The organism is Enterobacter cloacae complex sp. SHL018, from assembly GCF_049237905.1.
GTDB classification, from domain to species: domain Bacteria; phylum Pseudomonadota; class Gammaproteobacteria; order Enterobacterales; family Enterobacteriaceae; genus Enterobacter; species Enterobacter hormaechei_C.
In genome coordinates this window covers 662,796-678,237 of the sequence record NZ_JBMKJE010000002.1, presented here as the reverse complement: position 1 = coordinate 678,237, position 15,442 = coordinate 662,796, and the positions used below count along the sequence as shown (strand labels likewise).

Annotated in this window: 15 protein-coding genes; 8 read left to right on the top strand and 7 right to left on the bottom strand. The window is 54.9% G+C overall.

The features are described 5' to 3' along the window. Window positions 1-34: 34 nt before the first annotated feature. Window positions 35-1,480 (top strand): metalloprotease TldD, encoded by a 1,446-nt coding sequence (gene tldD / locus ACOTY5_RS13060; RefSeq protein WP_045141590.1) that lies wholly within the window; start codon window positions 35-37, stop codon window positions 1,478-1,480. A 45-nt stretch (window positions 1,481-1,525) separates the two neighbouring features. On the opposite strand, the gene ACOTY5_RS13055 is transcribed toward tldD, so the two are convergent. Together ACOTY5_RS13055 and aaeR are read right to left on the bottom strand one after the other, a co-directional pair. Beyond that, window positions 1,526-2,140 carry a YagU family protein gene (locus ACOTY5_RS13055; RefSeq protein ID WP_017382711.1) on the bottom strand — a complete coding sequence of 205 codons (615 nt, stop codon included), beginning with the start codon at window positions 2,138-2,140 and terminating at the stop codon, window positions 1,526-1,528. A gap of 219 nt (window positions 2,141-2,359) precedes the next feature. Then, window positions 2,360-3,286, bottom strand: coding sequence for an HTH-type transcriptional activator AaeR (aaeR, locus tag ACOTY5_RS13050; protein WP_045141589.1), 927 nt, complete (start codon window positions 3,284-3,286; stop codon window positions 2,360-2,362). A gap of 179 nt (window positions 3,287-3,465) precedes the next feature. Here aaeR and aaeX point away from each other — a divergent pair, with 179 nt between their 5' ends. From aaeX to ACOTY5_RS13025, 5 genes are all read left to right on the top strand, one after another. After that, entirely contained in the window at window positions 3,466-3,669 is a 204-nt protein-coding gene (gene aaeX / locus ACOTY5_RS13045) for a p-hydroxybenzoic acid efflux pump operon protein AaeX (RefSeq protein ID WP_003860416.1), read from the top strand. A 7-nt stretch (window positions 3,670-3,676) separates the two neighbouring features. Next, window positions 3,677-4,609, top strand: coding sequence for a p-hydroxybenzoic acid efflux pump subunit AaeA (gene aaeA, locus ACOTY5_RS13040; RefSeq protein ID WP_017382713.1), 933 nt, complete (start codon window positions 3,677-3,679; stop codon window positions 4,607-4,609). A 5-nt stretch (window positions 4,610-4,614) separates the two neighbouring features. Next, window positions 4,615-6,582: a p-hydroxybenzoic acid efflux pump subunit AaeB gene (aaeB, locus tag ACOTY5_RS13035; RefSeq protein ID WP_421631928.1), complete on the top strand. Its 1,968-nt coding sequence runs from the start codon at window positions 4,615-4,617 to the stop codon at window positions 6,580-6,582. A gap of 86 nt (window positions 6,583-6,668) precedes the next feature. Further along, window positions 6,669-8,123 (top strand): NAD-dependent succinate-semialdehyde dehydrogenase, encoded by a 1,455-nt coding sequence (locus ACOTY5_RS13030; RefSeq protein WP_017382714.1) that lies wholly within the window; start codon window positions 6,669-6,671, stop codon window positions 8,121-8,123. 45 nt (window positions 8,124-8,168) lie between these two features. After that, window positions 8,169-8,441 carry a barstar family protein gene (locus ACOTY5_RS13025; protein WP_003860424.1) on the top strand — a complete coding sequence of 91 codons (273 nt, stop codon included), beginning with the start codon at window positions 8,169-8,171 and terminating at the stop codon, window positions 8,439-8,441. A gap of 59 nt (window positions 8,442-8,500) precedes the next feature. Here the strand turns inward: ACOTY5_RS13025 and yhcN are convergent, their stop codons facing one another. Together yhcN and argR are read right to left on the bottom strand one after the other, a co-directional pair. Beyond that, on the bottom strand, window positions 8,501-8,764 hold the full coding sequence (gene yhcN, locus ACOTY5_RS13020) for a peroxide/acid stress response protein YhcN (protein ID WP_006812160.1): 264 nt from the start codon (window positions 8,762-8,764) through the stop codon (window positions 8,501-8,503). 378 nt (window positions 8,765-9,142) lie between these two features. Continuing rightward, complete coding sequence (gene argR / locus ACOTY5_RS13015; protein WP_003860428.1) at window positions 9,143-9,613, bottom strand: transcriptional regulator ArgR; 471 nt, start codon at window positions 9,611-9,613, stop codon at window positions 9,143-9,145. A gap of 397 nt (window positions 9,614-10,010) precedes the next feature. Here argR and mdh point away from each other — a divergent pair, with 397 nt between their 5' ends. After that, complete coding sequence (gene mdh / locus ACOTY5_RS13010) at window positions 10,011-10,949, top strand: malate dehydrogenase (protein WP_003860429.1); 939 nt, start codon at window positions 10,011-10,013, stop codon at window positions 10,947-10,949. A 51-nt stretch (window positions 10,950-11,000) separates the two neighbouring features. Here the strand turns inward: mdh and degS are convergent, their stop codons facing one another. The 3 genes from degS to zapG all read right to left on the bottom strand — a co-directional run bounded on the left by degS (window position 11,001) and on the right by zapG (window position 14,097). Next, a complete protein-coding gene (gene degS / locus ACOTY5_RS13005) occupies window positions 11,001-12,068 on the bottom strand; it encodes an outer membrane-stress sensor serine endopeptidase DegS (protein ID WP_003860430.1) in 1,068 nt (355 codons plus the stop codon). Window positions 12,069-12,160: 92 nt separating this feature from the next. Further along, window positions 12,161-13,528: a serine endoprotease DegQ gene (gene degQ / locus ACOTY5_RS13000; protein WP_023295506.1), complete on the bottom strand. Its 1,368-nt coding sequence runs from the start codon at window positions 13,526-13,528 to the stop codon at window positions 12,161-12,163. Window positions 13,529-13,698: 170 nt separating this feature from the next. Then, the gene (gene zapG / locus ACOTY5_RS12995; protein ID WP_003860432.1) at window positions 13,699-14,097 is read right to left on the bottom strand and encodes a Z-ring associated protein ZapG; all 399 of its coding nucleotides are present in this window, start codon (window positions 14,095-14,097) and stop codon (window positions 13,699-13,701) included. A gap of 189 nt (window positions 14,098-14,286) precedes the next feature. Between zapG and zapE the strand changes: the two genes are divergently transcribed. Next, window positions 14,287-15,411, top strand: coding sequence for a cell division protein ZapE (gene zapE, locus ACOTY5_RS12990; RefSeq protein WP_017693899.1), 1,125 nt, complete (start codon window positions 14,287-14,289; stop codon window positions 15,409-15,411). Window positions 15,412-15,442 lie beyond the last annotated feature (31 nt).

Below are 15,442 nucleotides of genomic sequence, written 5' to 3'. Positions count from 1 at the left end.
ACCGCCACGGGCGGCAACGAACGAGTAGCAATAGATGAGTCTGAACCTGGTAAGTGAACATTTGCTCGCAGCGAACGGCCTGAGCCATCAGGACCTGTTCTCCATTCTTGGTCAACTGACCGAACGCCGCCTCGACTACGGCGATCTCTATTTCCAGTCGAGCTATCACGAATCCTGGGTTTTAGAAGACAGCATCATTAAAGATGGCTCTTATAACATTGACCAGGGCGTCGGCGTGCGCGCCGTCAGCGGCGAAAAAACCGGTTTTGCCTATGCAGACCAGATAAGCCTGGCCGCGCTGGAGCAGAGCGCGAAGGCGGCGCGAACCATTGTGCGCGATACAGGCGACGGACGGGTGAAAACGCTGGGTGAAGTGCAGCACGCTGCGCTCTATACCAGCATCGACCCGCTGCAAAGCATGAGCCGCGAAGAGAAGCTGGACATCCTTCGTCGCGTGGACAAAGTGGCTCGCGCGGCGGATAAACGCGTGCAGGAAGTCTCTGCCAGCCTAACCGGTGTTTATGAACTGATCCTGGTGGCGGCGACGGACGGTACCCTGGCGGCGGATGTTCGCCCGCTGGTGCGTCTCTCTATCAGCGTGCAGGTTGAAGACGACGGCAAGCGCGAGCGCGGCTCCAGCGGTGGCGGCGGTCGTTTTGGTTATGACTGGTTCCTGGGTGATGTTGACGGCGAAGCCCGCGCGGATGCATGGGCAAAAGAAGCCGTGCGCATGGCGCTGGTCAACCTGTCTGCCGTGGCTGCACCCGCCGGTACGTTGCCGGTGGTACTGGGCGCAGGCTGGCCGGGAGTGCTGCTGCACGAAGCGGTCGGTCACGGCCTGGAAGGTGATTTCAACCGTCGCGGGACGTCCGTATTCAGCGGTCAGATGGGGCAGCTTGTCTCCTCAGAGCTGTGTACCGTGGTGGATGATGGCACCATGCTCGACCGTCGCGGCTCGATTTCTATCGACGATGAAGGTACGCCGGGTCAGTACAACGTGCTGATCGAAAACGGCGTACTGAAAGGCTACATGCAGGACAAGCTTAACGCGCGCCTGATGGGCGTTGCGCCGACGGGTAACGGCCGTCGTGAATCCTACGCACATCTGCCGATGCCGCGCATGACCAATACTTACATGCTGCCGGGCCAGTCCACGCCGCAGGAGATTATCGAATCCGTTGATTACGGTATCTTCGCGCCAAACTTTGGCGGCGGTCAGGTGGATATCACCTCCGGCAAATTTGTCTTCTCTACCTCAGAGGCGTATCTGATTGAGAAGGGCAAAGTGACCAAAGCGGTGAAGGGCGCAACCCTGATTGGCTCCGGCATTGAGGCCATGCAGCAGATTTCCATGGTCGGTAACGACCTGAAACTGGATAACGGCGTGGGCGTTTGCGGCAAAGAGGGCCAGAGCCTGCCTGTGGGCGTCGGTCAGCCTACGTTGAAAGTGGATAATCTGACGGTGGGCGGCACGGCCTGATCTTAGGATGCTTAAAAAAGGCGCTACAGATGTAGCGCCTTTTTTTTAACGTAAGTTACCCAGCGGTATCTCTGGATCAGGCTCGTGAGTAATGCGGTTACGCAAGTCACGACGAATGATTTCGATCGACCAGAACCAGACCAGATGCCCCACGATCTCTGACACGTGTTCATACCACGGCAACTCAAGCAGCGGTGGCGTCAGACCCATCAGCGGGAAGGAGATCATATGCACAAAAAGCTGGGCTAACGCACCCGCCAGCAAACCCTGCCAGAGTTTAATTTTCGGAAAGACTTCCGCAACAACGCAATACCCAACAGCGAAGACGATTGAGAAAATAATATGGGTCACACCGACCCAGTTAAATATATGTCCGGCAAATGTATAAACGGCTGCGTTAGGATCAGCAACGCCCAGCCAGTCGCGTAAAAATACATAGGGAGGGTTTAAAAAATTGCGGGAGCAGTCAATCTGGCTTGCGGCTCTTATTAATTGCTCAGGTCCGCATGCGCCGGTGAATAAATCGGTGGGACTGCGTGGCGGAAGTGGCACTTCGGCTCCCCATTTGACAAAAGCGGAGACGATCCCTGCAATTAAACCGATGAACGCGGCGAGTCCATAGCGCCTGCGTGAAGGCGGTGTTTGTTCGAATATATTCATCTCTTTTCCTTGTTTAACGTCATCCTGCGAAATACATTTTATTATTCATATTGGTAACAAATATATAACAGTCTGATGTTCAGACTGCTTATAAGGTAAATGGCGGGTGGCGGGAGTGTCAATTAGCCATTCCTGAGAGGAGGGCGGAAATATTCCTGGATGAATGTGAGTGCCATCCGGGGAATATTCATGCCAGATATGATTATAGCGATTACTTTATTACTCCTTTCTTCTGCCGCGCATCCCCTGAAACAGCTCCGCCACTTCGACAAAATACTCGGTCAGATAGTTAATACACACCTGTACTTTGAGAGGCAGTTTGTCCTTCTCGGTATAGAGAGCGTAGACCGGACGTGGATCGGACTGGTAACGCGGGAAGAGGATCTCCAGTACGCCGCTGTTGATCTCATTGATCACCCACATCAGCGGTACGTAGGCGATCCCGGCTCCGGCCACCAGCCAGCGTGAGATCGTCATCGGATCGTTGGTGACGAAGCGGCCTTCAGGCAGCAGTTTAGTGGAAAGCCCTTCCGGCGCGATCAGTTCAAATTCGTTATCTGGCCGAACGCTGTATTCCAGCCACGAGTGGTTGCTCAGGTCGGCAGGTTTTTCCGGCACGCCATACTGTGCCAGATAGCTTTTCGACGCGCAGACCACCATCGGCATGCTGCCCAGTCGACGCGAGAACAGGCTCGAGTCCTGCAACGCGCCAACGCGGATCACCACGTCTAACCCATCGGCAATCAGGTCCGGGGCCGGAATGCCCGTTACCAGATTAACGGTTAAATCGGGATACTCTTTAAGCATTTCCGCCGTCATGGCAGCGAGAACATTTTGTGCCATAGTTGAAGAACAACCGATACGCAGCGTGCCGATAGGCGTGTTGTTAAAGGCATAGAGCTGCTCGTGAACATCCTGCACCTCATGCAGCATTCGACGGCAGCCCTGATAGTAAATTTTACCCGCTTCCGTCAGCCCGATGCTGCGGGTGCTGCGGTTGAGCAGCTTCACCTGGAGCTCATCTTCCAGTTTTGACACTGTCTGGCTAATGGATGAGACGCTCATTTGTAGCTGACGTGCTGCGGCGGTAAAAGAGCCTTGCTCAACCACTTTCGCAAAGACGGACATGCGTTTTAGACGTTCCATTATTCACTCTGGCTTAAAAGTGATTTAGATCACATATGATAGATAACAGCATAACAGTTACGTTAATATATTATTAATTACATAACGGCTGCGCCACTCTCGCCCGGCAATTCTTGCTCTCCTGCGGCGGCGCGAGCTTAAAAATCCAGTAACCTGCACTCTCTTTAATCAAGGTCAACATGAGTCTGTTTCCCGTTATCGTGGTGTTCGGTTTGTCGTTCCCACCGATATTTTTCGAGCTTCTTTTATCACTGGCGATCTTCTGGCTGGTGCGCAAGGTGCTGGTCCCTACCGGGATTTATGATTTCGTCTGGCATCCTGCATTGTTCAATACCGCGCTGTATTGCTGCCTGTTCTATTTAATATCGCGCATGTTTGTCTGAGGTTGATGTGAAAACGCTAACAAGAAAAATCTCCCGCACTGCCATCACTATGGCGCTGGTCATCCTGGCGTTCATCGCTATTTTTCGCGCCTGGGTTTATTACACCGAATCCCCGTGGACGCGCGATGCGCGTTTCAGCGCGGAGGTGGTCGCGATAGCGCCCGATGTCGCCGGTCTCATTACGGCGGTCAACGTCCACGATAACCAACTGGTGAAAAAAGATCAGGTGCTGTTCACCATCGACCAGCCGCGCTATCAAAAAGCGCTGGAAGAAGCGGAAGCCGACGTGGCGTATTACAACGCGCTGGCCGCTGAAAAACGCCGTGAAGCAGGTCGCCGTAACAAGCTGGGCATCCAGGCTATGTCCCGGGAAGAGATTGACCAGTCTAATAACGTGCTGCAAACCGTGCTGCATCAGCTGGCAAAAGCGCAGGCGACGCGCGATCTGGCGAAGCTCGATCTGGAACGTACCGTTATCCGCGCCCCGTCCGATGGCTGGGTGACCAACCTCAACGTCTATGCGGGTGAGTTTATCACGCGCGGCTCAACTGCCGTGGCGCTGGTGAAACAGAACTCCTTCTACGTCCTCGCCTATATGGAAGAGACCAAGCTGGAAGGCGTGCGTCCGGGCTATCGCGCCGAAATCACGCCGCTCGGCAGCAACCGGGTCCTGAAGGGAACCGTGGACAGCGTGGCCGCGGGGGTGACCAACTCCAGCAGTACCAATGATACAAAAGGGATGGCGACCGTCGATTCTAACCTCGAGTGGGTTCGCCTGGCGCAGCGCGTACCGGTACGCATTCGTCTGGATGAGCAGCAGAGCAACCTCTGGCCCGCAGGCACCACCGCGACGGTGGTGATCACGGGTGAAAAAGACCGTGATGCCAGCCAGGATTCTATCTTCCGTCAAATCGCCCATCGCCTGCGCGAGTTTGGTTGATCGCTATGGGCATTTTTTCCATCGCCAGCCAGCACATCCGCTTCGCCGTGAAGCTGGCATGCGCCATTGTGCTGGCGCTGTTTGTTGGCTTCCATTTCCAGCTTGAAACGCCGCGCTGGGCCGTTCTGACCGCCGCGATCGTCGCCGCCGGTCCTGCCTTCGCGGCGGGTGGCGAACCTTACTCCGGGGCAATTCGCTATCGCGGGATGCTGCGTATTATCGGCACCTTTATCGGCTGTATCGCCGCCCTGACCATTATCATCCTGATGATCCGCACGCCGCTGCTGATGCTGATTGTGTGCTGTATCTGGGCAGGTTTTTGCACCTGGGTCTCTTCGCTGGTGAAGGTAGAGAACTCGTACGCCTGGGGTCTGGCGGGGTATACCGCGCTGATTATTATCATCACCATTCAGAGTGAACCGCTGCTTGCTCCGCAGTTCGCCGTGGAACGTTGTAGCGAGATTGTCATTGGTATCGTCTGCGCGATTGTCGCAGATCTGCTCTTCTCTCCGCGATCCATCAAGCAGGAAGTCGATCGTGAGCTGGACGCGCTGATTGTTGCCCAGTACCAGCTCATGCAGCTGTGCATTAAGCACGGCGACAGCGAAGAGGTCGACAAGGCCTGGAGCGCGCTGGTGCGCCGCACGCAGGCGCTGGAAGGGATGCGCAGTAATCTCAACATGGAGTCTTCCCGCTGGGAGCGGGCCAATCGTCGTCTGAAAGCGATCAATACCGTCTCGTTAACGCTGATCACCCAGGCGTGTGAAACCTACCTGATTCAGAACACCCGCCCCGAAGTGGTAACGGATACTTTCCGCGAACTGTTTGATGAGCCCGTGGAGACGGTGCAGGACGTGCATCGACAGCTTAAACGCATGCGTCGTGTGATTGCCTGGACAGGAGAACGGGATACGCCAGTCACCATTTATACCTGGGTTGGCGCCGCAACGCGCTACCTGCTCCTGAAACGCGGCGTGATTAGCAACACCAAAATCAGTGCGGCGGAAGAAGAGGTATTGCAGGGCGAAGTGGTGATCAAACCGGAGTCCGCCGAACGCCACCATGCGATGGTTAATTTCTGGCGTACCACCCTGGCTTGTATACTCGGCACGCTGTTCTGGCTGTGGACCGGCTGGACGTCCGGCAGCGGCGCGATGGTGATGATTGCCGTCGTCACCGCGCTGGCGATGCGTCTGCCCAACCCGCGCATGGTTGCTATCGATTTTCTGTACGGCACCATTGCGGCGTTACCCATTGGTGCGCTCTACTTCCTGGTGATTATTCCCTCGACGCAGCAAAGCATGCTTTTGCTCTGCATCAGCCTGGCGGTGATGGCGTTCTTTATCGGGATTGAGGTACAAAAACGCCGTCTGGGATCGTTGGGTGCGCTGGCGTGCACGATTAACATCATCGTGCTGGATAACCCGATGACCTTCCATTTCAGCCAGTTCCTGGATAGCGCATTAGGTCAGCTGGTGGGCTGTTTCCTGGCGATGATGGTGATCCTGCTGGTGCGGGATAACTCTCAGGCGCGGACAGGGCGTGTGCTGCTGAATCAGTTTGTGTCGGCCGCCGTATCGTCATTGACTACCAACACCGCGCGGCGTAAGGAGAACCACCTGCCGGCGCTCTATCAGCAGCTGTTCCTGTTGTTGAATAAATTCCCGGGCGATGTCGCCCGCTTCCGCCTGGCGTTAACCATGATTATCGCGCACCAGCGTCTGCGGAACGCGCCAGTGCCGATCAACGACGATTTGTCCGCCTACCACCGCCAGCTACGGCGAACGGCGGACCATGTGATATCGGCATCCAGTGATGACAAACGTCGCCGCTACTTTAAGCAACTGCTGGAGGAACTGGATATCTACCAGGAGAAACTGCGGATCTGGGAAGCGCCGCCGCAGGTTACCGAGCCGGTAGAGCGGCTGGTGTTTATGCTGCACCGCTACCAGAATGCGCTGACAGACAGCTAATGAAGAGAAAACCGACGCCAAAAGCGTCGGTTTTTTTGTGGCTATACTTATTCTTGCAGGTTCAAACATTCAGGAAGGGAGGACACATGACAACCCAGGCTCTTCAGGACAGTATTCTTTTTCAGACCGGGTATCTGGTCAACGGTATCTGGAAAACACTCGACACCACGTTTGATGTGCTAAACCCGGCCACGGGTGAGGTGGTCGCGAAAGTGGCGAAAGCAGGGAAAGCCGAAACCGAAGAGGCCATTGCGGCCGCGACGAAGGCCTTTCCCGCATGGCGCGCAAAAACGGCAAAAGAGCGCTCCACGATCCTCTATCGCTGGTATGAACTGATTATCGAGAACAAAAGCTGGCTCGGGCGGCTGATGACTACCGAGCAGGGCAAGCCGCTGAAAGAGGCTGAAGGTGAGGTGGACTACGCTGCCAGCTTCATTCAGTGGTTTGCGGAGCAGGCTAAGCGCGCCAACGGTGAAATCATTCCTCCGGTTAAACCCGGCTCCCGTATTCTGGCCACTCGTGAACCTGTCGGGGTGGTTGCTGCTATCACGCCATGGAATTTCCCGATGGCCATGCTCACCCGTAAGCTCGGCCCGGCGCTGGCAGCAGGATGTACCGGCGTCATCAAGCCTGCAAACAACACGCCGCTGAGCGCCTTTGCGCTGCTGACGCTGGCGAAGCAGGCCGGTGTGCCGGATGGTGTGCTGAATGCGGTCGCGGGGAGCACCTCAGAAATTAGTGACGCCATTATGGCCAGCCATGACGTGCGCAAAATCTCGTTTACCGGATCAACCGCCGTCGGGAAAACACTGGTTCGCAATTCCGCAGAGACCATGAAAAAGGTATCGATGGAGCTGGGCGGTAATGCGCCATATATCGTTTTCGAGGACGCGGATATTGAGGCCGCCGTCAAAGGCGCCATTGCCAATAAGTTCCGTAACGCCGGGCAGGTCTGCGTCAGCGTAAACCGTTTCTATATTCAGGAGACGGTCTATGACAAGTTTGTCAATCAACTTGCCGATGCGGTGAAGGCGCTGAAGGTGGGTAACGGTCTGGACGAGGGCGTCGTTGTCGGCCCGCTGATTGAGCCTTCGGCTGTCGAAAAAGTCCGTGAGCACGTCGAAGATGCGGTAGCGAAGGGCGCCACGGTGCTGGCTGGGGGTAAACCGCACGAACTTGGCGGCAACTTCTGGATGCCAACCGTACTCGGTGACTGCCATGAAGGCATGAAGCTGGCAGAAGAGGAGACCTTTGGTCCCGTTGCCGCTTGCTTCCGCTTCACGTCGGAAGACGAAGTGGTTATGCGCGCTAACAATACGCCTTACGGGCTGGCAGCCTACTTTTATACCCAGAATCTCTCGCGCGTGTTCCGCGTCTCGCAGGCCATTGAGAGCGGCATGATCGGAATTAATGAATGTGCGGTCTCGACCGAGCTGGGTCCGTTTGGGGGCGTAAAAGAGTCCGGGCTGGGCCGCGAAGGGTCCGTGCTGGGGCTGGAGGAGTTTCTGGAAGTCAAAACCCTGCATATCGGGGGATTATAATAGACAGGGCGGCATTTGCCGCCCGCCTGTACCGGGTGGCTGGCAATGAAAATTTATACCTTTGATTTTGACGAAATTGAGAGTCAGGAAGACTTCTATCGCGAGTTTATTCGGGCGTTCGACCTGGAGCGGGGCAGCGTAAGCAATCTTGATATGCTGTGGGATGTGGTTACCGGCGATCGTCTGCCGTTACCGCTGGAAATCGAATTTACCCATCTGCCTGAAAAACTACGCAGACGCTTTGGTGCATTGATTTTATTGTTTGATGAAGCGGAGGAGGAGCTGGAAGGGCAACTGCGTTTCAACGTGCGCCAGTGATAAAAAAGCCCCTGACCGGGAGGTCAGGGGCAAGTCGTATGATGAGATACGACGAGGGTTTATTTGTACAGTTCTGCGGTAGCGTGCCAGTGGTCGCCACTGCGCGCTTCGATGATGCGATAGGATGACGCACCCTGTTCTTCCGCTTTTTTGTTCAGCATTTCGTGCATGTCCATCGGAGACGTACCGATGGCGCCAACAGAAACAGTCCCGATAGCCTGACGGGATTGTGCCTGTTCAGCATTGATGGTGTCGGCTGCAAACGCACCGAATGACAGGACTGACAGTACGCTCAGGGCAGCTACAGTGGTTTTAATTTTCATGATTATTTACCTCGTCAATTATTTTACTGGGGTCTTTGTTCTGTGACCCTCATCACAAAATCAAGTATACACTAATCACGCAAAAAATTAATACCAGACTAATGGTTTCGTCTGTTATTACGCGTTAAAAAATTCATTTTTTATAACGAGAATGCATAAAAAAGGGCGTCACAATGCGAGGTTTGTGGTTTTTTCTTATGTAAATCAAAGGGATAGGACAATTTGATTTTTAGTGCGATTTTGCGGCATATCATTCACTGAATGAATGTTAACAGGCGGTAAAAAGCACTATTTGCAAAAGTAGCAGGCAGAGAAAAGCAGGGTAAAACGAGGCAAGAGCAGAATGATCCCCGCAGCCAGGCGCTACGGGGCAGACAATTACAGCTCCTGTTCGAACAGGACCAGAATCGCTTCGTAGAGGTCTTTCACCGAGAAACCATTTGCCGGGGTGGTAAAAATGGTGTCATCGCCAGCGATAGTTCCGAGGATCCCCTCTGCTTTACCCAGCGAGTCCAGCAGGCGGGCAATCAGCTGGGCTGCGCCCGGGCTGGTGTGGATCACGACCACGGCATCGTTGTAGTCGATGTCCAGAACCAGGTTTTTCAGCGGGCTGGAGGTCGTTGGCACGCCAAGTTCAGCAGGCAGGCAATAAACCATTTCCATTTTGGCGTTGCGCGTACGCACCGCTCCAAACTTGGTTAACATGCGAGAGACCTTCGACTGGTTGATGTTGTCGAAGCCTTGTTCCTGCAACGCCTGAACAATTTCTCCCTGAGAACTGAATTTCTCTTCTTTGAGTAGCGCTTTAAACGCCTTCACTAATTCTTCTTGCTTAGACGAGCTTCGCATAAGTCACCCGGAATATGACGATAGAAACAACATTATTATGCATGTGGATGAATTTTTATGCAAATTATCTACCTGGCACCAGGCTGAAATAATGTTATGAAAGGGAGAGATTTTATCAGATTTCGTTATCGGAAAACATGCCTGGGTCACGCCGCGCAAATAAGCTTAAAAGTAAATTAAATGTTATCAAAATGATGTTGTTTTGGTGGCGTGGCAGGGTGTATTGTAACCCCCTCTTAATTCGTTGTTGCCTACATCCCGATAGTATTCAGGTGAAGGCGAAAGACGTGCGACCTCAAATTCTTTAGCGATGAAAATTGTAATTAATGACGTGCTGAATTATGGTCGCCGCAACGGAGTTACAGATACTTAAGTTAACCATAATAAGGAGTTTAGGATGAAAGTCGCAGTCCTCGGCGCTGCTGGTGGTATCGGCCAGGCGCTTGCCCTACTACTGAAAACCCAACTGCCTTCAGGCTCAGAACTCTCCCTGTACGATATTGCTCCGGTAACCCCAGGTGTGGCGGTTGACCTGAGCCACATCCCGACAGCTGTGAAAATCAAAGGCTTCTCCGGTGAAGATGCGCGTCCTGCGTTGCAGGGTGCCGACGTGGTGCTGATCTCCGCGGGTGTTGCGCGTAAACCGGGTATGGATCGTTCAGACCTGTTCAACGTCAACGCGGGCATCGTGAAAAACCTGGTTCAGCAGATTGCTGAAACCTGCCCGAAAGCGTGCATCGGGATCATCACCAACCCGGTGAACACCACCGTTGCTATCGCAGCAGAAGTGCTGAAGAAAGCGGGCGTTTACGACAAGAACAAACTGTTCGGCGTAACTACGCTGGATATCATCCGCTCCAATACCTTCGTGGCTGAGCTGAAAGGCAAGCAGCCAACGGAAGTGGAAGTGCCGGTTATCGGCGGTCACTCTGGCGTGACCATCCTGCCTCTGCTGTCGCAGATCCCGGGCGTGAGTTTCACCGAGCAGGAAGTGGCTGATCTGACCAAACGTATTCAGAACGCAGGCACCGAAGTGGTGGAAGCGAAGGCGGGTGGCGGTTCTGCAACCCTGTCTATGGGCCAGGCGGCGGCACGTTTCGGCCTGTCTCTGGTTCGCGCGTTGCAGGGCGAAAAAGGCGTTGTTGAATGCGCCTATGTTGAAGGCGACGGTGAACACGCGCGCTTCTTCTCTCAGCCGCTGCTGCTGGGTAAAAACGGTGTTGAAGAGCGTAAGTCTATCGGCACGCTGAGCGCGTTTGAGCAAAACGCGATGGAAGGCATGCTGGATACGCTGAAGAAAGACATTACGCTGGGCGAAGAATTCGTTAACAAGTGATCTTATCCCGGTAAAAAAAACGGAGCGTTAAGCTCCGTTTTTTTATGCCCGTCAGTTAGTGGCCGGGTATTCCTGGATGGTGACCTGAATCGTCAGCTTCTTGTCATTACGCATGACTTCAACAGGGATGATGGAGCCCGGGCGAATCTCAGCCACCTGGTCCATGGTTTCCAGCGCAGAGACCGCTGGCGTACCGTTGACGGAAAGGATAACGTCGTTCACCTGGATACCTGCGTTGGCCGCCGGGCCGCCAGGCGCCACTTCGTTGACCACAATCCCCTGGATCTGATCGATACCACCGCCCTGCGTATGCATCGGCGCGATTTCACGCCCGCCAATACCGATGTAGCCACGGATCACGCGGCCATCGCGGATCAGCTTGTCCATGATCTTGGTCGCCAGCTGGAACGGAATAGCAAAGCCAATCCCTTCCGGCGTTTCGCCGTCGTTGCTCTTGTCGAATGAGAGGGTGTTAATGCCCATCAGTTCGCCGAGAGAGTTCACCAGCGCACCGCCGGAGTTACCGTGGTTGATCGAGGCATCGGTTTGCAGGAAGTTCTGTCGCCCTGACGGGTTCAGGCCGATTCGACCGGTCGCGCTGATGATCCCCTGAGTGATGGTCTGGCCCAGGTTGTACGGGTTACCGATCGCCAGCACCACATCGCCGATGTGCGGGGTGCGTTTGCGATTAATCGGGATTGTCGGCAGACCGCCCGTGGCGTTGATCTTCAGCACCGCCAGGTCGGTAAGGCTGTCCGACCCCACCAGCAGGGCTTCAAACACGCGGCCATCCTGTAAGGCGACGATAATCTGGTCGGCATCGTTAATGACGTGTTTATTGGTGATGATGTAGCCCCGGTCATCCATGATCACACCGGAACCGAGCGTGCGGATCTCCAGCTGGTTATGAGCGGAACTGTTAAGCCCGCGGTTATAGACGTTAACCACGGCGGGGGCAGCACGGCGTACCGCCTGATTGTACGTTGCAGGCGTTTCATCCGTGCTGTCGAACTGAGGAGCCGACAGTTTGTTGAACTGGCGTAAAGATGGCATAGCCACCAGCAGCAGACCGGCAACGATCAAACCAATGACAATTGAACGAAAGAGCTTTAAAAGCATGATGCGTGTGTCGTTAAAAAAGGAACGGTTTGCAGCATAACATGAGTTATCCGGACATCACACGCAGCGGCGATGTCCGGAGTCGCAAATGGTTAACGCAGTAAAATGTAGAGGGTGTCGTTGCCACGGATAATTTGCAGGGCAATGACCGCCGGTTTACTCTCCAGCACCTTACGCATTTCGGCAATAGACTGCACGCGAGTGCGGTTCACGCCCACGATCACGTCGTCCTGATGTAAACCTGCCTGCGCGGCCGGGCTGCTCTTCTCAACGGTAGTGACAGAAATGCCTTTCGTGCCGTTTTTAAGCTGACCGTCGCTCAGCGTAGCGCCCTGTAGAGCCGGGGAGATCTGTTCTGCGCTGGCGGAAGAGGAGGTGCTCTTGTCCAGCGTCACTTCCACGGTCAGCGGTTTGCCCTCGCGGATCAGGCCCAGCTTCACTTTAGCGCCCGGCTCCGTGGTGGCAATACGTGACCGTAATTCAGCGAAGCTGCTCAGCGGTTTATCGTTCAGGCTGACAATAATGTCGCCGGATTTCACGCCCGCTTTCGCAGAGCCTGAGTTGGGCAGCACTTCGCTGACAAACGCCCCGCGCTGGACGTTGAGCTTAAAGGCTTTGGCGATATCGGCGCTCATCTCCATGCCTTTGATGCCCAGCAGACCGCGCTTAACCTCGCCAAACTGAATCAGCTGTTGAGACAGGGTTTTCGCCATGTTACTCGGAATGGCAAAACCAATCCCGATGCTACCGCCGCCTGGCGCGAGGATAGCGGTGTTGATGCCGATCAGCTCACCGTTCAGATTAAGCAGCGCACCGCCGGAGTTGCCCCGGTTGATGGAGGCATCGGTCTGGATGAAGTTTTCCAGCCCTTCGAGATTCAGGCCGCTGCGCCCCAGGGCGGAGACAATCCCGGAGGTGGCGGTCTGGCCTAAACCGAACGGGTTACCGACCGCGACGGCAAAATCACCGACGCGCAGCTTATCGGAATCTGCAATGGCGATCTGGGTCAGGTTGCTGGGGTTTTGCACCTGTAGCAGGGCGATATCACTCTGATCGTCACCGCCGATCAGTTTGGCGTCAAACTCCCGACCATCGTTCAGCTGAACGCTGATTTTATCGGCCTGGCTGATCACGTGGTTATTGGTCAGGATATAGCCCTTAGCCGCGTCGATAATCACCCCTGAGCCCAGGCCTTCAAACGGCTGAGCCTGCTGATCCGGCGCATCTTCGCCAAAATATTTCTTCAGCTCTTCAGGAATACGCTGGCTTTGGCGTGCCGTCCCTTCCACCTGAACGCTGACTACCGCAGGCAGGACTTTTTCAAGCATCGGCGCAAGGCTGGGAATGGCTTCTTGTCCAGGCACCTGCGAAGGCAGTGCCGCACTGGCGGGGAAGGACGCCGAGAGAGATAACCCGACACTTAACGCTAAGGCGCTCAACAGCTGGTTTTTTTTCTTCATTGATGCTGACTCTCGTATCCTGGAATGAAAAAGAACGGCCCCAAAAACATCTTGATGTTATTGAATTTTCAACCGCTGAACAATGAGGTGTTTGACTAAATAATAGCTGGGGACGGGAAGAAAGGACGGGCGCATAAGGTGCGCCCGTAAAATTTATTCAGGTTGTGCGATTAATCGCGTTTTACGCCACCGCGCAGCAGGCCGGACGCGCCGTCTGAATAGTCGCGTGGCATCTGAACCGGAGCCTGATCGTTACCGGCTTCAGAATCAGCCAGACGATTGCGGAAGGGGTTGGTCTCCGCGGTCATTTCCGGCAGCAGGCTGCTGGAGCTTTTCGCCATGTGCTGGTAGAGCTGGCGATAATCTGTCGCCATGTTGTCCAGCAGCTCAGCGCTACGGGCAAAGTGGCTGACCAGCTCTTCGCGATATTCTTCCAGTTCGGCTTTGTTCTTTTCCAGTTCGTATTGCAGTGACTGCTGCTGACGCAATTTGCGGTTACCGAAACGCATGGCCACAGCACCAATGATGATGCCGACGACTAAACCGATTAGCGCATATTCCCAGGTCATGAACTTCTCCCGTTGTCTTGTTGTTCCGTAGGGTGTTGGCTCGGCTCCTGCCTGTGCCTGATTATGCCACTATAACCGCTATTTCCGCAGAAGTGGAATCCTGACGTATCATCGCGTAGTGTAGAACGGCCTTTTTTTCATCAGCCACGCGCGCTGGTGAGGTTTAACTAAAGGAATAACAACAACATCATGCAAAACCTGTCCCCTTCATCGCGTTACCAACTGGCCCTGAGCGAGGGCACACACCAGCCGGATGATGTCCAGCGTGAAGCGGTTAACCGCCTGGACACGATTTATCAGGAACTTCTGGCGAAACCCGCCGATGCGGTGCAGAGCAGTGGGCTGAAGGCGGCATTCGGCCGTTTACTGGGCAAAAAAGAGCCCACGGTAAACGCACCGGTTCGTGGCTTATATATGTGGGGCGGCGTTGGGCGGGGTAAGACCTGGCTAATGGACATGTTCTACCAGAGCCTGCCCGGCACGCGTAAGCAGCGCCTGCACTTTCACCGTTTTATGCTGCGGGTCCATGAAGAGCTGACGGCGCTCCAGGGCGAAACCGACCCGCTGGACATTGTGGCCGATCGCTTTAAGGCGGAAACGGACGTGCTCTGCTTCGACGAGTTCTTTGTTTCCGATATTACGGATGCCATGCTGTTGGGGGGCCTCATGAAAGCGCTGTTTGCGCGTGGGATCACTCTGGTGGCGACCTCCAATATCCCGCCGGATGAGCTTTATCGCAATGGTCTCCAGCGGGCGCGTTTCCTGCCGGCCATTGATGCTATCAAACAGCACTGCGACATCATGAACGTCGATGCCGGCGTCGATTATCGACTGCGCACATTAACGCAGGCACACCTGTGGCTTTCGCCGTTGAACGCCGACACAGCCCGCGAGATGGATAAACTGTGGCTGGCGCTGGCGGGAGCGCCGCGGGATAACGCGCCAGCGCTGGAGATTAATCATCGTCCGTTGCCGACGCTTGGCGTAGAAAACCAGACGCTGGCCGTCTCGTTTGCAACGCTCTGCGTGGACGCCCGCAGCCAGCATGACTACATTGCACTTTCGCGTCTGTTCCATACCGTTATGTTGTGGGATGTGCCCGTTATGACCCCACTCATGGAGAGCGAAGCGCGCCGCTTCATCGCGCTGGTAGATGAGTTTTACGAGCGCCACGTTAAGCTGGTGGTCAGCGCCGAGGTGCCTTTATATGAGGTTTATCAGGGCGAGCGCCTGAAGTTTGAGTTCCAGCGCTGCCTGTCGCGCCTGCAAGAGATGCAGAGCGAAGAGTACCTCAAGCGCGAGCATATGCCATAAATGCTCCCCTCTCCCCGTGGGAGAGGGGCTG